General features: G+C 58.9%; 13 protein-coding genes and 2 pseudogenes. 4 read left to right on the forward strand and 11 right to left on the reverse strand.

Annotation, left to right across the window (positions count from 1 at the left end; translation table 11 throughout):
• Nucleotides 1–18 precede the first annotated feature (18 nt).
• A complete protein-coding gene (locus SBC1_RS34375; protein ID WP_241202334.1) occupies nucleotides 19–2,574 on the reverse strand; it encodes a glycoside hydrolase family 2 protein in 2,556 nt (851 codons plus the stop codon).
• Between the two features lie 170 nt (nucleotides 2,575–2,744).
• Nucleotides 2,745–3,380, reverse strand: coding sequence for a TetR/AcrR family transcriptional regulator (locus SBC1_RS34380; protein WP_165989140.1), 636 nt, complete (start codon nucleotides 3,378–3,380; stop codon nucleotides 2,745–2,747).
• Between the two features lie 285 nt (nucleotides 3,381–3,665).
• On the opposite strand from SBC1_RS34380, the pseudogene SBC1_RS34385 reads away from it, so the two are divergent.
• Nucleotides 3,666–4,389, forward strand: a pseudogene (locus SBC1_RS34385) (SDR family NAD(P)-dependent oxidoreductase).
• A gap of 156 nt (nucleotides 4,390–4,545) precedes the next feature.
• On the opposite strand, the gene SBC1_RS34390 reads toward SBC1_RS34385, so the two are convergent.
• Together SBC1_RS34390 and SBC1_RS34395 are read right to left on the reverse strand one after the other, a co-directional pair.
• On the reverse strand, nucleotides 4,546–5,013 hold the full coding sequence (locus tag SBC1_RS34390) for a hypothetical protein (RefSeq protein WP_165104747.1): 468 nt from the start codon (nucleotides 5,011–5,013) through the stop codon (nucleotides 4,546–4,548).
• Between the two features lie 184 nt (nucleotides 5,014–5,197).
• Nucleotides 5,198–5,947, reverse strand: a complete 750-nt coding sequence (locus SBC1_RS34395) for a hypothetical protein (protein ID WP_165104748.1) — start codon at nucleotides 5,945–5,947, stop codon at nucleotides 5,198–5,200.
• Nucleotides 5,948–6,461: 514 nt separating this feature from the next.
• Here SBC1_RS34395 and SBC1_RS34400 point away from each other — a divergent pair.
• Together SBC1_RS34400 and SBC1_RS34405 are read left to right on the forward strand one after the other, a co-directional pair.
• Nucleotides 6,462–7,832 (forward strand): leucine-rich repeat-containing protein kinase family protein, encoded by a 1,371-nt coding sequence (locus SBC1_RS34400; RefSeq protein ID WP_165104749.1) that lies wholly within the window; start codon nucleotides 6,462–6,464, stop codon nucleotides 7,830–7,832.
• Nucleotides 7,833–7,948: 116 nt separating this feature from the next.
• Nucleotides 7,949–9,034, forward strand: a complete 1,086-nt coding sequence (locus tag SBC1_RS34405) for an L-lactate dehydrogenase (RefSeq protein WP_370469703.1) — start codon at nucleotides 7,949–7,951, stop codon at nucleotides 9,032–9,034.
• 12 nt (nucleotides 9,035–9,046) lie between these two features.
• Here SBC1_RS34405 and SBC1_RS34410 read toward each other — a convergent pair whose 3' ends face one another.
• The 5 genes from SBC1_RS34410 to SBC1_RS34430 all read right to left on the reverse strand — a co-directional run bounded on the left by SBC1_RS34410 (nucleotide 9,047) and on the right by SBC1_RS34430 (nucleotide 14,843).
• Nucleotides 9,047–10,525 (reverse strand): M81 family metallopeptidase, encoded by a 1,479-nt coding sequence (locus SBC1_RS34410; RefSeq protein ID WP_165104751.1) that lies wholly within the window; start codon nucleotides 10,523–10,525, stop codon nucleotides 9,047–9,049.
• A gap of 85 nt (nucleotides 10,526–10,610) precedes the next feature.
• Entirely contained in the window at nucleotides 10,611–11,396 is a 786-nt protein-coding gene (locus tag SBC1_RS34415; RefSeq protein ID WP_165104752.1) for an ABC transporter substrate-binding protein, read from the reverse strand.
• A 114-nt stretch (nucleotides 11,397–11,510) separates the two neighbouring features.
• Complete coding sequence (locus tag SBC1_RS34420) at nucleotides 11,511–12,614, reverse strand: DUF2817 domain-containing protein (RefSeq protein WP_165104753.1); 1,104 nt, start codon at nucleotides 12,612–12,614, stop codon at nucleotides 11,511–11,513.
• A 49-nt stretch (nucleotides 12,615–12,663) separates the two neighbouring features.
• Entirely contained in the window at nucleotides 12,664–13,788 is a 1,125-nt protein-coding gene (locus SBC1_RS34425; RefSeq protein WP_165104754.1) for a 2Fe-2S iron-sulfur cluster-binding protein, read from the reverse strand.
• Between the two features lie 2 nt (nucleotides 13,789–13,790).
• Nucleotides 13,791–14,843, reverse strand: a complete 1,053-nt coding sequence (locus tag SBC1_RS34430; protein WP_165104755.1) for an aromatic ring-hydroxylating dioxygenase subunit alpha — start codon at nucleotides 14,841–14,843, stop codon at nucleotides 13,791–13,793.
• Nucleotides 14,844–15,002: 159 nt separating this feature from the next.
• On the opposite strand from SBC1_RS34430, the gene SBC1_RS34435 reads away from it, so the two are divergent.
• Nucleotides 15,003–15,944, forward strand: a complete 942-nt coding sequence (locus tag SBC1_RS34435) for a LysR substrate-binding domain-containing protein (protein WP_165104756.1) — start codon at nucleotides 15,003–15,005, stop codon at nucleotides 15,942–15,944.
• 298 nt (nucleotides 15,945–16,242) lie between these two features.
• Here the strand turns inward: SBC1_RS34435 and SBC1_RS34440 are convergent, their stop codons facing one another.
• Complete coding sequence (locus SBC1_RS34440; RefSeq protein WP_165104757.1) at nucleotides 16,243–16,494, reverse strand: hypothetical protein; 252 nt, start codon at nucleotides 16,492–16,494, stop codon at nucleotides 16,243–16,245.
• 127 nt (nucleotides 16,495–16,621) lie between these two features.
• Nucleotides 16,622–17,473, reverse strand: a pseudogene (locus SBC1_RS34445) (divalent metal cation transporter); the annotation flags it as partial.
• Nucleotides 17,474–17,485 lie beyond the last annotated feature (12 nt).

Raw genomic sequence — 17,485 nt, forward strand, 5'->3', positions numbered from 1 at the left:
TCCTCAGCGTCATCGGCGTCAGCGATGAAATGAAGCCAGCGTGATATCAGCTGGCTCAAGCGTTGCACCGGGCAGCACAACGTGCACCGTGCGCGTCTCACCGGGTTGCAAGTCGAAGTAGTTGTCGCTGAAAACAGTGGCTGGCTGCTGAGCCGAAAGATGTACGAAGTGATGGTAGCCAACACCTGTCAACGTTACGGACAGCGAGTGGTCATCGGCTATCTGCGCGTGCATCTTCGGTTCGTCCGGAGAGAAGGGCAAGTCCTTGACCGGCGCGAAAAACAGGCGGTTGTCGGCGAATCGGTTTGAACGAACGACGAGCACCTTCGCGGGGTCCGCTGCCATGCGCGCGGTCTCGCCACGCCAGACCGCGCGGCTCTCGGTTGCCGGCACGCTTCCCGTGACAACTTCCTCCCACAGTGTCTTGCCGTCGAAATTCGTCATGGTCAAGGTCGACTCGAATTCGACCCTCTCACGCGTGTCATTGGTGACCCATAGTTCGATCACGCCATCGTCCAGCGTCCTGAACGACCCAAGTACCGGCGCATAAGCGCGGGCGACGTAGAACCAGCTCGCCTTGCGCACGCGGTCGTAGTCAATCAGGCTCCAGCTAATGCCCGGCCAGCAGTCGTTGTATTGCCAGATCAGCGTGCCCGAACAATGCGGCTTGCGGCGACGATAGTGTTCAATACCGAACTTCAATCCCTCGGCCTGTACCAACTGGGTGAAGACAACATATTGGCTGAGGGTGTCCGGCAAACCGGTCACCGGAATCAGCATCGCGTTCACCTTGTCTTGAGGGTGGTCCTTGATGCGGTTGAGGAAACCATCGCTGCCGAGCGACATCTGGTCAGGCGCGAGCCAGCGCGCCAGCGTGCTCTCGGCCGGCGACGCCTGGATGCCGAATTCGCTGACGAAACGCGCTTTGTCTTCGGCGTAACGGGTATAGGCCACTGCCTCCGGGCCGTGGCTGAAATCGCCCACCGGAAGCTCGTCGGGAACAGGCGGCAGTCCATGCCAGACCGTCCAGTTATGGACATCGCCTGCACGCATGCTGTTGTGACTGGGACCACCGTAAGGGCTACCCGGCCAATAAGGCGTGGACGGATCGAGTGTCTTCAGTGCTTGCGGAATCATCTGTTGGAAAAACAGATCGCCGGGATACGATGCATTCGACCCGGTCATCCGGGCGATGAACTGATGAACTGCCTGCCCCTCGTTGTTGCCGCACCATAACGCCAGCGACGGATGATTTCGCAGCCGGGCAATTTGATGATCGACCTCACGCTGCACGCTTTCGACAAGAGCAGGTTCGTGCTCGGGATACGGCGCGCAGGCGAACATGAAGTCTTGCCAGACGAGCAGGCCCAGGCGATCACAGGCGTCGTAGAACGCATCGGCTTCGTACAGGCCGCCGCCCCACACGCGGATCATGTTGACGTTCGCGGCGACCGCATCCGCGAGCAAGGCATCATGGTCCGCAGCAGTGGTTGCGCCAACGAACGAACTCGCCGGTATCCAGTTCACGCCGCGCGCGAAGATCGGCACGCCGTTCAGAATGAAGCGAAAGAAGTCACAGCTGGGTTCATCGGGATCCGCCGACGTGTCGAGCACGACGCTGCGAATGCCGACCTTCAGCGTGCGCTGGTCCAGCCGCTGCGCCCCCTGCGTAAGTTCGACGCGCAATGTGTACAGCGAAGGTACACCGAGCTCGGGCGTCCACCATAAACTCGGTGTGTCGATGGCCGGCTGCCACGTCGCGGATCGGCTCGCCCCGTCAAACGTAAGCGTCGTGCCGGCGGCAAACGCACCGTCCGGATCAATCAACTCGATCATCGCGCGCAGAGGCTCGCTCGAATCACTATCAGCGGCGAAGGCGTCAATGGTTATCGCAAGATCGATCCGGGCTACGGGTTCAATTGCAATCGTGCTAAAGCGGACATCCTGTATCACCGCGATTCGCTCGCGCTCCAGACGAACCGGGCGCCAGATGCCTACGCTGGGCAGTCGCGGACCCCAATCCCAGCCCCAGCCAAACTGCGCTTTTCGATGAAAATTGCGTTTCGATTCTTTGATCGGGTCTGCAATGATCTCCCAGGTTTCCATCGATTTGTCGGCCACCATCAGTGCAGGCGGAGTGAAACGGATCAGCAGCAGGTTCGGTTCGTCGTTACGCAGCAGCGAGCCGGCGTCAAAGCTAATCGCCGCGAACATGTTGTCGGTCTTGCCTAGAAGACTTCCGTTAAGCCAGATCGACGCATACGTGTCCAGGCCTTCGAACGTCAACATCAAACGTTCGCCGGGCCCTGGCTTCATGGCGGGAAATTGTGTACGCCACCACCACTCACGGTCTTTCACCCACGCACAGGCGCCTTCGTTTTGCTCGGCAAAAGGATGAGGAATCCGGCCGGCAACGTGTAATGCCAGATAGGTGTCGCCGGGTGCAGAGGCAGGTATCCAGCCATCGCCGCCAGCGAACAGTTCCGCTGCCTCAACCTCGCCAGGCGCGTAATCCTTGATCTCCCAGTCGCCCAGCAAAACGTGCCCGACAGGGCCGGCGGTAGTCTCTGCCACTGTTTGTATTCCTCGCCCGTTCATGGATTGCAAATCAATGGCTGGCTGCTGACAGACGGTTCATGAAATGTCTCCCCGCTTGTTACTTGATAGCAGCCAGAATTTATAAGTCACTATACCGTGACTTATAAACGAGAGCAAATGGCACGATGAACTGACGGCGCTCGGTTCTATCCGCGCAAGCCGCCTTCGCCGGCACCTTGAGCGACCGCTCGCATACCGGCCAGCGCAATCGTGGAATAGAGCTCGGCGACTTCGTCGAGGGATTTGACGCCCGTCTGCATGACGTCGACAGCGCCGGACATGGCAGCGAGCAGCATGCGAGTCACGATCTCCGCGACCGTCTTGTCGAGGCCCGTTTCCGTGGCGATCATCGCGGCCCAGTCGGCAACCGCAGCGTTCAGGATAGTGCTCGCGTAGTGCTCATGCGGGCCCTCGCCGTAGAGCAAGCGGCGCAACAACGGCCCGCGCTCGGCGATTGTTGCCAGCCATAAGCGCGTATTGACTCGCAAGCGTTCTTCGAAGCTCGTAATCACGGGAAGCTCTGCATGGACACGTTGCCTCATGACCTCGAACTCACGTTCGACGAGTGCGCCTATGAGATCGTCGCGGTTCGTGAAGTATCGGTAGCCCAACCGCTTGTCGACGCTGGAGCGCGCCGCCACGGATTCCATGGTCACCGCCGACACCCCGCTCTCGACAATGATTTCCGCCGCCATGTCGAGAAAGCGCTCGCGCCGCTCAGCGCCGCTCAAGCGGCTGCGAGGCACATGGTCAGGATCGGGCGAGGCGGAGTTGGTTTTCACATCGGTTGCCATTGTTGAGTTTTATCCAGCAGGACATGGTTGGGGCGCATTGTGCGGCCCGTCCGGTTCGTCGGTCCACGCAAACGAGCCAGAGTCAGCGGCGCCAATCCACGCGCTTGATCACATCCTATTCATCAGTACACCAAACATCATCTATTCGGTCTTTGTCTTGTCCAGCAGCAAACCATCTATGCGTTCCCTAGCCTAACAGAATGTACTCGACCATAATGGATCTCCAAACTCGACCAGGAGACTTCAGATGGGCAAGCTCAGCGGAAAGTGACAGTGGTAACGGGCGCGAATAGCGGAATTGGCCTCGCGAAGGCAAAGCTTTTTGCGCAGGAAGGTGCGCGGGTTTTCATGAGCGGCCGGCGCCAGAAGGAACTCGATGCGGCCGTGGCCGAGGTTGGAGAAACCGCCCGCGGCATTCAGGGCGACGTATCCAGACTCGCGGACCTGGATCGTCTTTTTGCCGTCGTAAAAGACGAAGCAGGAACGATCGATGTCCTGTTCGCCAACGCCAGCGGTGGCGAATTTGCCGCGCTCGGCGAGATCACGGAGGAACACTTCGATAAAACCTTCGCGACCAACGTAAAGGGTACGCTTTTCGCGGCGCAGAAGGCGCTTCCGCTGCTCAGGGACGGCGCCTCGGTCATTCTTACCGGATCGACTGCCGCGGTCACCGGCACCCCGTCATTCAGCGTCTACAGTGCGAGCAAGGCAGCGATCCGCAACTTTCGCGCGAAGCTGGATCGTCGATCTCGCGCCGCGCAAGATCCGCGTTAACGTGCTCGCTCCGGGAGCAACCTCCACGCCGGGATGGCATGGCCTCGCCACCTCGGAAGAAGCGAGCAAGGAGATGATCAGGTTCGTGCAGACCACAACACCGCTTGGCCGCCTTGGCGCTCCCGCGGAGACCGCGAGTGCGGCATTGATCCTTGCTTCGGATGACAGCAGCTTTGTCACCGGAAGCGAACCGTTCGTCGATGGTGGGTCCGCGCAGATCTAGAGAACAAGCTGGTCGCGAATGGTCCACGACGCTGGAGCAATCTCCTCAAGGCGACCGTCACGAAGTGCCTCTCGTATTCCCGGGCACAGCATGTTCGGACGATGTGACTTTCAGAAAATAAAGCCCCCGAAGGGGCTTGGAGACGGCTGATTCTGATCAGCTGAAATTAACCTGTGATCCCTGCAACGCGACTTGGTTGGCAAGGTTTGCAGGAGCCGGATAGGCGGTTCCAATATCCAAAGGCGTATTCCAACCGTAGCACCAAAGCCCGTTCAAAGCCTGATTATTCTCCAGTTCCACTGCGAGAGCAGCAGAGAAATTCGCGACGTTTGTCGCGCACGCGTAGATCAGGACCGTAGAGAAACCCGCAGGCACGTTCGCCGCCAAAATCGTCGCGATTTGACTATAAGTCCATCCCCAACCCTGTGCGTTGTCGTCGCCGATTTCTGAATTGTTGCCGTGAGCACAAAGGCACAAAGGTTCGTTGGGCTGAAGCTGCGCAATTGTCCCTGCGAGATTGTTCGCAGCAGCTAGCACATTCACGTTTCCCCATTGCGCAGCACCTGAACCTTGCGATTGAGCATATTGGACAATGTTTTGATCTGTGGTGCAAACGATAATCATAAACAATCCTTCAATAGATATTTATGGCATTGATGTGGGCGCACCACTCAGTCTGTACGCCTAAGTGGCTACGCCCGATCATTTGATTTATTGGGAGCATTGAACAACGTATGGTGCGTCATGCGCCCCTATTCATCTTTTCCATTTCTCTTGAACAGAGAGCAGGGTGCGAGCCCGTACTGGACTAACCGACCGCAATCCTCCGGGCATTGGCAGGCGCAACCGGAAGCATGCTGAATGGCCCCGACAATACGTAGGAGACGGTCGCGATCGCAGATGCGGCAAAATCAGCCGGGTCGAACGGAACGGTTGTCGAAAACTCGCCTTGTGGAATGGCGGCGACATGTGTTTGAGACCGAATTGGGGCTGCCGAGGTTACGTTGGCCGTCATCTGATACGGCGCTCCAGACTGCGACGCCAACGTGATCCCGGCCGAATTCAGCGTTACGGACAAATCTGATGTTAGTTGCGACTCATGCGACAAGAAATTGCGCCCGTTCAGTCCCATGAGAATGACCGGATATCCCGGGTCCGCGACCGGAACAAGGGAGGCGGTGAACACACCCTTGGTCATCTTGTTGAAGTTCGTCAGAGGGACGCTGCTGTTCTGCGGGACATAAATCGCCTGCGAATAAAGAGGCAACGGACCCTTATTCACAGCATCCTGACCAGAAAGAAGCGGCTCCGGCGAAGTAACCGTCACGACCGCTGCGGCATTGCCCGAGCACTGCAAAGACGGAGGTTCGCCGGCTGCGCCAGTGAATGCCAATACCACCTGCGGCCCCCCTACCGTCCCTCCCAGTTTGAAGTGGTGTGGTGACCCTTTACGATTCGGATCCCTTACTGTTGAGAACAAGTTTCCGATCAAATCTGCGATTGAAAACGCAACATCAACTGCTTGATGAACGTCGCCCTGAATATCCTCTAGTGACATGATTTCGGCCCTCTCTTTTGTGGTTTGAGCGCGTACGGTAGCACGCTATTTTATTGTTCATATGAATATTTCATTTCACTGAATAATCGAAATGATGTTCCATATTTCCGGGCCTTCGGGGTGGGTCGAAGCAGAGATGTAGGTACAACCAGTTGCGAAACCAACCGCGAATGGAAGTTAATACTCACTCACCCTTATCAGGATCAAAGCCGATTGAGAACGCTCGAAAAATGATTGGCCAGGCTGGCTGTGGCGAGGAAGAAAATAGCCGCGAAGTGTCAAATACAACATGGCTGATTTGCAGAACAAGGTCTGGAACTGCGCGGTCATTCCAAGCGCCGGCCGCGTGGAAGGCTTAAACAAACCGTTGCCTGCTATCGCAGCTTCAAGGCATTTTCGAGCGGCCAGGCGTGTGTGTCGCCAATACATTACCGATAGGCTGCCCAATACTCAGTAAAATCGATCCCGCACGGGCAACGCCAACCTGCCGCCCATCCTGGATATTCCCGCTACTGTGACAAGCACACTCGAACAACTTCGCACCGGACAACTTGCCGGTACCCAGCGACTGGCACTAACCTGCGGCCTGACCGAATTTCCACGCGAGATATTCGATCTGTCTGACACGCTGGAAGTCCTCGACCTGTCCGGCAATGCGCTTTCGTCGCTGCCCGACGATTTGCCGCGCCTGACGAATCTGCACACTATCTTCTGCTCGAACAATCAGTTCGTCGAGCTGCCCGAAGTCCTCGGGCGGTGCACGCAATTGAGCATGGTCGGGTTCAAGGCAAACCGCATACGCAAGGTATCAGGCGCTTCGCTACCGCCCAAACTTCGCTGGCTGATCCTCACTGACAATGAAGTTGAGGCGCTGCCGCCCGAGATCGGAAACTGCACTCAGCTGCAAAAGCTGATGTTGGCGGGCAACCTGTTGCGCACGCTGCCAGTGGAGTTGGCGGAATGCTCTCGCCTCGAATTGATCCGGCTCTCGGCTAATCAGCTTACCGAACTGCCGGTCTGGGTGGCGTCCTTGCCCCGGCTATCGTGGCTGGCATGCGCGGGCAATCCATTCAACGAACAACTGGAAGCCAAGGCAATGACGGATACGCCTGTTGCCGATATCCCGTGGCAGGCGCTGGATCTGCAGCATCGGCTGGGTGAAGGTGCATCGGGCGTCATTCATCGAGCAGAACATCGGTCGGAATATCCGGCAATTAGCGATGGAACCCAGCCCGTCGCAGTCAAGCTATTCAAGGGCGCTGTGACCAGCGATGGTCTGCCGCACTGCGAGATGGCTGCTTGCATTGCGGCGGGCGCACATCCCAATCTGATCCCGGTACTCGGCAAGATAGAAGGTCATCCCACTGGCGTCCATGGTCTCGTGATGGAACTGATCAACCCGCAGCTCAGGAACCTTGCCGGGCCGCCGAGCCTCGAGTCCTGCACTCGCGATATCTATGACCTCGATACCCGCTTCGACCTGACTTCGGCGCTAAGCGTTGCGCATGGAATCGCATCGGCCGCCCGGCATTTGCATCAGCAGGGCATCATGCATGGCGACCTGTACGCCCACAACATCCTGCATGGCGGACAGGGGCAGGCGCTAATGGGAGATTTTGGCGCGGCGTCGTTTTATGCAACCGACGATCAAGCGCTGGCCCCCGCACTCCAGCGCCTTGAAGTAAGAGCGTTTGGTTGCTTGCTCGAAGAATTGATCGATCGATGCGATGTGCAAGAGTCCGCGCAAAGCAGCATGGCAGCGCTCGCAAGCCTGAAGAACGACTGCCTCAGCGAGCAGACCGGCGACCGGCCCCTGTTCGGCGACATCGTGAATACCTTGTCTGCGCTGAGGAATTCGCATCGGAACGAGGCAACTTCAAGTTAAATTCAGGCGCTTTAAAACGTATACTCATTTCCCCGTTCCTGTAGCGAGAGAAAAACGTGCCAGTCATTACCTGCATCGAGGATTTGCGCGTGCTCGCGCAACGGCGCGTGCCGCGCATGTTCTACGATTACGCCGACAGCGGCTCGTGGACCGAGAGTACCTACCGGGCCAATGAAAGCGATTTCCAGCGTATCAAGCTGCGCCAGCGCGTAGCGGTCAACATGGCGGGTCGCAGCACCCGCACGGAAATGGTCGGGCAGGAGGTCGCGATGCCCGTGGCGCTCGCACCCACGGGATTGACCGGCATGCAGCACGCGGACGGCGAGATCCTCGCCGCGCGCGCAGCAGAGAAGTTCGGTGTCCCGTTCACCTTGTCCACCATGAGCATCTGCTCGATCGAGGACGTGGCGGCACACACCACTAAACCGTTCTGGTTCCAGCTCTACATGATGCGCGACCGCGACTTTATCGTGCGATTGATCGAGCGCGCCCGGGCGGCGAAGTGCAGCGCCCTGATGCTCACGCTCGACTTGCAGATCCTCGGTCAGCGCCACAAAGACATCAAGAACGGGCTGTCGGCACCACCCAAACTGACGCTCCCAAACCTCCTGAACCTCGCCACCAAACCACGCTGGTGCCTCGGCATGCTCGGCACCAAGCGGCGCACTTTCGGCAACATTGTCGGGCATGCAAAGGGCGTGGGGGATCTCTCGTCCCTGAGCTCATGGACCGCCGAGCAATTCGATCCGGGCCTGAGCTGGGCAGATGTCGAGTGGGTCAAGAAGCTATGGGGCGGCAAGCTCATCCTGAAGGGCATCATGGATCTGGAAGACGCGCGCCTTGCCGCCGACAGCGGCGCCGACGCAATGATCGTCTCCAACCACGGCGGCCGCCAGCTTGACGGTGCGCCATCGTCCATCTCCGCGTTACCCGAGATTGCCAGCGACGTGGGGAATCGAATTGAAGTGTGGGTGGATGGTGGCATTCGCAGCGGACAGGACGTGCTGAAAGCCGTGGCGCTCGGCGCGAAGGGCACGCTGATTGGCCGGAGTTTCCTGTACGGGCTGGGCGCAATGGGTGAAGCGGGTGTCGAGCGATGCCTGCAAGTCATCCACAAGGAACTCGACACCACCATGGCCTTTTGCGGGCACACCGACATCCGTCGCGTGAACAATCAGATCCTGCTGCCCGGGACCTTTTGAAAGCGGGTGCCGTTACCAGGTCGTGCCGGCGTCCAGCGGATAGACCGGCCGCCGGACGTTCCTGAATTCGAACAAGCCGAAATCGGAACTGGTCACGCCACGGCTATCGCATTCAACCAGGCCGTGCGCGATCGGTACGAATACCGGGCGACAATACATACGCGACTTCAGAATTAGGAACGTCGCGCGCCGCGGATCGATGCCAACGCTTTCAAACACGCCAAGGTCCCAAGGCTCGTGTGTGCGCTCCGTCAACACAATCTTCGCCACACCCATATCAAGCACGGCGGCGCGGCCCATGTGGGCGCGCTGCCCCGTGTAGGTCGGTCCACTGATCACGTATTCCCCATCGGTCAACGCACGCACGGCGCCAGTCAGCATGACCGGCGGACGCGGCTTCGCGGCTCCCCCGCTGAGCTTGTTGCCCACCGCCAACGTGACGGTCTCGCCCACTCCCGCTGCGAACAATGCAGCGACGGCTCCGGGATCACATAGCAGCCCCATCACGATCCCCGTCAAGCCCTGGCGGATGGCTTCCTCATACACATCCATGGTGTCGCACGTGCCGCCCGACATGCAGTTGTCGCCGTGGTCGAGCAATAGCACGGGTTTATCGGCGCCACGTGCGAGCACGGCGCCCTCGGCAACGGAATCCGCGAGCGGCGGACTACGATAGAAGAATCCCTCGCGATCGCTCCAGATTTGCCGCGCAATACACTCCGCCACTTGCGCGGCAGCCTCGCGATCACCGTCGCCGACCACCACCACGCTGATGCAAGGCGCCGGGATATCGGCGAGCGAAAATCCCGCCAGCACGGAGACGGCGAGCATGCCATCGCGTTCCGCTGCCTGCGCCGCTTCCACTGCACGTTTCATCGCCCCGGCAGCGCTCGCACTGCGCAGCGTGTGCGTGAGCAGCGGCGGCTGCGACCACGCGATCACCGGCCGCGCACGGCCTTCGATCAGATCGAACAACAGCCGTGCCGCGTGAGCGCCGCATTCGAACATATCGACGTGCGGATAGGTCTTGAAGCTGACCATGACATCCGCATTGTCGATCATCTTCTGTGTGACGTTCGCATGCAGATCGAGCGCGACGGCTATGGGCGCATGCGGCAACACAGCACGCACGCGTTCAAGCAGGTCGCCCTCGCCGTCGTTCGAATTGTCGGCGACCATTGCGCCGTGCAGGTCGAGCATGACTGCATCGCAACCGTGCGCGGCATCCACAATGGCGTTGCAGATGGTGTCGTACGCAACGGCTGCGACCGGACCGCTCGGATTCGCCGACGCCGAAACCGGCGTGACAAGTTGCGCGCCCGCGCGTTCGGCGGCGTCGATGAACGCGGACATGGCGGTTCGCATGCCCTTGTTCTCGTTGTATGCGTCCTCGCCAAACGCGGGACCGTTACGACCGAAAGCCGCCAGCGGCGTCGCCACCGGCGAGAACGTATTGGTCTCGTGATTCATGCGCGCGACAAGAATTTTCATGAGGCTTCCAGTCAAAAGGTTCAGACCACGCGAACGCTCCTTCCCACACTGCGAGCGAGTTCGTCTCCCGCTCGATCATACATTTTCAACTCCCCGAAATATCGAAGTCGAAGTAGCGTCGCTCGATTTTTCGATAGGTTCCGTCCTTCATCATCGAGTCGATTGCGTGGTCGAGTTTTGTCCGCAACGCCGTATCGTCCTTGCGCACGCCGATACCCGCGCCCTTACCCAAGGTCTTCGCGTCGCTTACAGGGTCGCCGACAAACGCAAAGCCCTTGCCTTGCGGCGTCTTAAGAAACCCCTGGCTGCCGGCAATCATGTCGGTCAGGGTTACATCTATACGGCCGGCCAGCAGGTCCGTGAACACCTGCTCCTGATTAGCATACGACACCACCTCGATCCCGGCCGGCGCCCAGTTCGCCTTCGCGTAAGCCTCTTGCGTTGAGCCCTGTGCGACACCGACCTTCTTGCCCTTCAACGATGCCACCGTCGGCTTGATATCCACGCCCTCTTTTCCGATCAGCCGGCTAGGCGTATTGAACAACGGCACGGAAAACGCAACCTGTTCCTCGCGCTTCGGGGTGATCGACATCGCGGACAGGATGGCATCGAACTTGCGGCCCTGCAGCGCCGGAATAATGCCGTCGAAACCCGTTTCGACCCAGACGCATTTGACATCGAGCCGCTTGCAGATTTCGTTTCCCAGGTCGATCTCGAAGCCCACGAGTTGCCCCGATGGCGCCTTCGATTCGAACGGCGCATAGGTCGGGTCAACGCCAAAGCGAAGTTCGCTTGCGTCTTTCGCTTGCACGCAGAACGCTGCGAGCGACATCGCCATACTAAACGCCATACCAACAAGTGCCTTTTTCATGGATGCTCCAGTTCGACGGAATAGCCGCATTGTTGAATGCGTTGCTGGCTAAGGTTGATAAGACCGCTTCTACAGCGGGTTGCGCGTTTTTTGACGTTGCTCGAGGCTCGGTCGCTAGGCTGTCTGCAGAGCCAGGAGCCCACGTTCGAAAATCTGCCGCGTGCGTAGCTGGGTCAATTCGCGCCAGTCCTGATCGGCGGGATAGAAATGTTCCGCTAGCGCCGTCTTGACCCGGCGTCCCGTTTCATCTTCAGGATCGCCGTGCAGATGCAACCAGTGATCGTCTCTTAGCGCGCGATGTCCCCGGACGCCATCGTAGGTTCCACATTCGATAACCAATTGCATCAGGTCGGTTCCAGGCAGTGAATCGAGGAGTGCCTGTGACGTATAACCAGTCGCAGTCGCCGCGATTCCTGAATCGGTCGTAGCTGCAGGTCCGGTGATGACCGTGTAGAGCCATGGGCCGAAAACCGACTGTGACTTGGCGAGCGCGGGGTAGCTTTCCTGCGCCACCGCCATCAACATGGCATGACCGAACGCGCCTGCGCCGGTATGCAGGTCGAAACACATTGCAGTACGCGCGCCTTCCATAAAACGCTTCGCAATTGCCCGCAACGTACGGTTGCTCCAGGTTGCCTGCTGACCGCCGAAGAAGATGCCGTCTGCGTGAGCGTACTGCCCTGCCTCAACAATGCTCATTACCGTGGCAAGACCTAGTCTTTCGATCTCATCTGCCAGCCGTTCGTCGGCGCGGCAGCGAGCGGGACCGTCGAGATCGCGGCACAAATAGATACTGTGAAAAGCCTCATAGCGCGCATTGTCCGGCAGCGGCTCGTCAAACGCGACGTAGTTCCGGTTAAGGTCGACATTGTCCTCATTCACTCGACGTAACCAGGCCGTTCCCCAAGGATTGATCAGGTGCACCATGACCACGCAGACATCTGCTGGCAGCGCGCGTTTTTGCAATGAACCAAGGAGTGCGATCTGCGATTCGGAGCCGTAATACCCTTCAATGCCATGCGTCCCGGAGACGACGATGAACCGCTTGGGTGCGAGCGGATCGCCGATCACTGCTACGTCGGTGGCGAGCATTTCACGGCGGGGGCCACGCATTGGATGCTCGAACTCCGTGAGCTCGGCGCCGGCAGCCCGCGCGGCTTCGATAAAACGCTCTCGCTGGGCGGTAAAGCCTGGAGCTTCAATGAAATGCCGGTTCATCTTTTCGTTCCGAAATTTTTAATCGCTGGTGGAAAACTAGTTTGCTTTGCTAAACAATTTGTATAGTGACCGCAGTTGATGGCCTTGCGCAGCACAGCAACAGCTCTCCGTCGCGCGGTTCATCGAGCGGTTGCTCGAAGTACTCGACCGTACCGTCGATCAACTGACTGGCACAACTCCCGCACAATCCTGCGCGGCAACTGAACGGCGGTTTAAGGCCCGCGGCTTCGGCAAAATCCAGCAATGAATGACATGACGGGTCCCATGCAACGGTCTTGCCGGAAGGCATAAAACAAACCGTGGGAACGGACGCTTCAGGCGCTTCGGATGTAACAGAAGGCTCGGGCGAAGACGGCACGTCGACCTCTTCCGGTTCAAGCACTGAGGCAGGTCCGAAGAACTCATGCCGGATGCGGGCTTTTTCGACACCAAGACTCCGTAGCAATCGGAAGTTCGTCTGCATGAAGCGTGTTGGACCGCACAGGTAAACGTCGTAGTCGTCGAGCGGCAGCAGGCGTTGCATGGTCTCGCGCGTGATCAGGCCGTGGCTGTCAAAGCACTGCCCGGCTACGTCCAGTGATTCAGGCATGCGATAACAGATATGCGTCAATACACCCTCCCTGCTCGCCTGCAAGCGCGCCACTTCATCCCGGAACGCATGGACCGCGCCGTTTTCGCATGCGTGGATGAAATAGACGCGACGCCGGGATGTGGCACACAAACGATGCAACATGCTAAGCATCGGCGTCACGCCAACGCCGCCGCTTAACAACACGACGGGTCGATCGCTAAGCTCATCGAGTACAAACGCACCGGCTGGACCTGCAACATCAAGCGTAGCGGCCGCCTCGATCACCCCGTGTAGATGGCTCGATACCAGCCCGTCAGGCAGTTCACTTCGACCCGACGGCGCCAGCTGATGCTTGACCGAAATACGCCAGCGTGTGCGTTCGGCAGGATCACCGGACAGGCTGTAATGCCGTAGCAGGCGCTGTCCGTCCGACCCGGTGATACGCACCTGAACAAATTGTCCCGGCAAGAAAGCCGGCAGCAACGTACCGTCCGCCGCTTCAAGCACGAACGATTTGATGACGCTGCTTTCCCGCTGCACCTCAGCTACGCGCATCCGCTTGAACGCTTGCGGTTCTGTTGCCTGTTCTGTTGCCTGTTGCATGGCTATCGGACGTAGTCGAGCGCTGCAGGTTCCTGAGCCCGCGCCTCCGTCTCGATCAGCCGTTGCAGGCTTCGTCGAAAGCGCATCGGCCCTGCGTCGAGCGGCAGGTCGAGATTAGGCGTACGCCGATTTGCCATGCCCGCGTGGACTGCGGTCAGAATCACGCGGTCCTCTTCGAATGCATGACGGACGTCCTCGTTGAACTGACGCGACACGTTTTCGTCGCGTTGATCGAAATTGCGCATCTGGAACCAGAAATAACGCGTGTTCGATTCATCTATCGGCGTCATGAAGTTGTATGAGTTCATCAGGAAGACGTGCTCGTGCAGCGGACCTTCGTCGGTCCCCGTGCCGGCCGGCGTGAACACCGCCTTGATGATCGCGTGCGATGGAAACCGCACTTCGTAATGCTGCTTGCGATCGCAGCGTCCCGAGAATTTTACGAAGCGCGTGTAGAAGGGCGCCACATCCACGTCTCTCATCCAGCGCGACACCACTACGCCGTCATCAGTCACCGTCGTTTTCAGCGGCTCGGATTCGCATGCCGCGTTGCCGAACGAGGACGGATGAACCCACGCGACGTGGGACGGATCAAGCAGGTTGTCCGTCACATACAGATAATTGCACGCGACCGTCATTGCATCCCCCTGGTTCATGCCCCAGGCTGGGTCGTCCCATTCCTCGACCGCGAAAATAGTGTCCGCACTCGCCTGCTCCGGCGAGCCCATCCAGATCCAGACCAGGCCATAACGCTCTTCAATGGGGTAGGCGCGAACGCGTGCCGCCGGCGGGATTTTTGTCGTGCCGGGTGCGCGCACGCAGCTTCCGGAGCAATCGAACGTGAGGCCGTGGTAACCGCATTCAATCTGGCCGTCCTGCAAGCGTCCCATCGACAAAGGCAGCTTCCGGTGCGGACATGCGTCTTCCAGCGCGACTACTGCGCCTCCGGGTTTGCGATATAAGACCACCGGCTCGCCAAGCAAGGTCAACGGGTGCAGCCCTTCGCCAATCTCACTGCTCCACGCCGCCACATACCATGCGTTTCTTAAGAACATTGCCCTCTCCGTTCCATTCGGAAGACAACCATTGCGGTTGTTCTATCCGTCTAATCCCTTGAGACTCAGCTTAGGAACTCAAAATTGAAAAGAACAGAGGGCTAAAGCTTTGGCATCGTTTAGAATTTCTAAAACGACTTGGGTCCCCACCCGCTAGCCATGGACACACTTCCGCCACTGCGAGCGTTACAGGTATTCGACACTCTGGGCCGTTGCGGCGGAGTGGTCGAAACAGCGCGCCGGCTTGGAGTCTCGCCGGGCGCGGTCAGCCAGCAGATCAAGATCCTGGAAGATTCATTGGGCATGCGGCTGCTGGCGAAAGAAGGCAAGCGGCTTCGTCTGACCGCGGCCGGCGTGCGTTATCACGAGACCTGCGCAGCGGCGTTCGAAAGCCTCCGCGTGGCGGGCGCCGAGATAGAGCGAGTCAGGAACAGGCGCAGCCTCAGTGTGAGCGCGCTACCCTCGCTGCTGTCAAAGTGGCTTGCACCGCGCATCTACGAGTGGCAAAGCGCGCACCCGGAACTCGATGTGTATCTGGACGGCACGCATTCGGAACCGTCGCCCGATGGCCCCGAGATCGACTTCCGCATTACCTACGGCGAGCGCATCAATCATGCGGGCACCACGGTCGAACTCTTTCGCGACAGTGTCGTACCCGTATGCAGCCCCGGGTTGCTCAACACTGGGCGCTCGCTCGTCAAGCTGGACGACATCCTGGCTTACCCGTTGCTGTCGATAGACTGGTTTCCCAAGTTTTCCTCGCCGCCATCCTGGCGCGAATGGTTTGCAACCAATGGCATTGATTGTCCCGAGGACATGCGCAGCAATCGCCTGGTGTTTTCGTTGTCAGGACTCGCCATACAGGCCGCCATTGAAGGTCATGGGTTCGTGCTGGCGCAGACATCAATGATCGTCGATGACCTCAACGCGGGCCGACTCGTGTTGCCTTTTCCGGTCGGCGTCGCGCTTCCTTCGCCCTATTTCCTGACCTGGCAGGCCAGCAGCTTCGACCAGCCGCACTGCCGTGGTTTCCATCGCTGGATTCTCACGCGCAGCCGCGAACAACAAGCGCTTAACGACCGGTTGCTTGGTCCGGGGTAGCGCCCTTTTTACTCGCTCGTGTTCTCCCTGGCGACTGCACTACGCACGCGCCCTACAAGCTCTCGACCGCTATCGGTCAGTCGAACGATCATAGTGCCGTTATCCCTGCGATTTACCTTGAGCAAACGCCGGTGACGCAAAGCGAGCACCTCCGGAGCAAGGGTGCGAACGGCCGGCTCCCGATCGCCGATGCTCAGGAGAGCCGGAATCTCGTGATGGCTTAGCATTACCGCTCCCCGTATGATTTATTTCGACGATGCAAACGTGCGGATTGCTTCCAGCGACCTTCCCGCGCTTCCTACATGCCGCCGAGGAATTTGCCCAGGCAATACTTTCCATAGATTCGGCAATGGACCGGAACGGTCAGGCTTTTCTCAACTGTCACACCTGACTGCGCCGACACGCGCATCAGGTTGGGAGTGAACGACCGCATAGTGGGATTGAGAATGGCGACTAGCAGAAGAACGACCAGCCCTATCAGGCGGCGCGCCAGGCTGAATGTGCGGCGAAGCTGATTTTGGTCCATCGCCAATCCTTCGTCGGCTTGCATTGATTGCGCGCTTCAACGGGCTTGAACGGGCTTGATGAACTTACGATAAAACACGTCAGCCCACCAAGACCAAATTGAGTGGACATGGCGCCGTCATAACGCACGCAGCCACGTCCGCGCATTGCTTTTAGTGCAACCAGATCATCTGCACGACCTTTACCACCACCAGCCCGACCGCCACGATCAGGTAACCGCGAAGCACACCCATCCAGATCCGCTTGGTCAGCGTGAGATTAGGCGGTGGCAGCTCATCTAGCGGCGGCATGCGCCACGTATCCCGTGTTTCCTTCAGATAGCGCTGCTCGGTGCGCCCTTGCGCGCTGCCTGATACTTCGTGGCCACGCTTGCGCAAGACCACCATGGCCAGATATCCCACCACGGCCAATGCAGTTCCACCGCCCAGCACTTCAAGAATGGTCTCGCCGCTGATGTCCGGGTACACAACGGATGCCGTCAGGATAATCGACAACATTACCAGGACCCAAATAACAGCGCCCGTGAAAACGTTGAGCTTCTTCGAGTTGGCCCACGGTCCCAGCACCGCTTTGTCGTTGCACAATAACAGCAGAAAAACCGTTGCGCTAGGCAACAAAACTCCCGCGAGTGTTTGCACCGCTTCCGTCAATAGTCCAAGCGGGCTGCCGGGAATAAGCACGAGTGCTGCGGCAGCAGCAACGACGCCGAAATACACCAGATAGAAACCCTTTGCGTCCGACACACCACGGTGCAGCGAGTGACGAATCTTGAATACGTCGCCAATGGCATAGGCTGTCGACAGCGACACCGCAGCAGCACCAATGATGCATGCGTCAAGCAAAGCCACGGCGAACAGCGTGGCGCTCGTGCGTCCCGCGTATTTGCTCAAGCCCGCGATCACCCCGCCTGCATCGGTGAAGTTGCCGAACTCGGGCTTGCCGGCATACAGCGCCGCGCAAAAGGACATCATTGCCACGCCGCCGATCATCACGAAGACAATACCGGCTCTTTTGAA

The sequence above is a fragment of the Caballeronia sp. SBC1 genome, assembly GCF_011493005.1.
Taxonomy (GTDB): Bacteria; Pseudomonadota; Gammaproteobacteria; order Burkholderiales; family Burkholderiaceae; genus Caballeronia.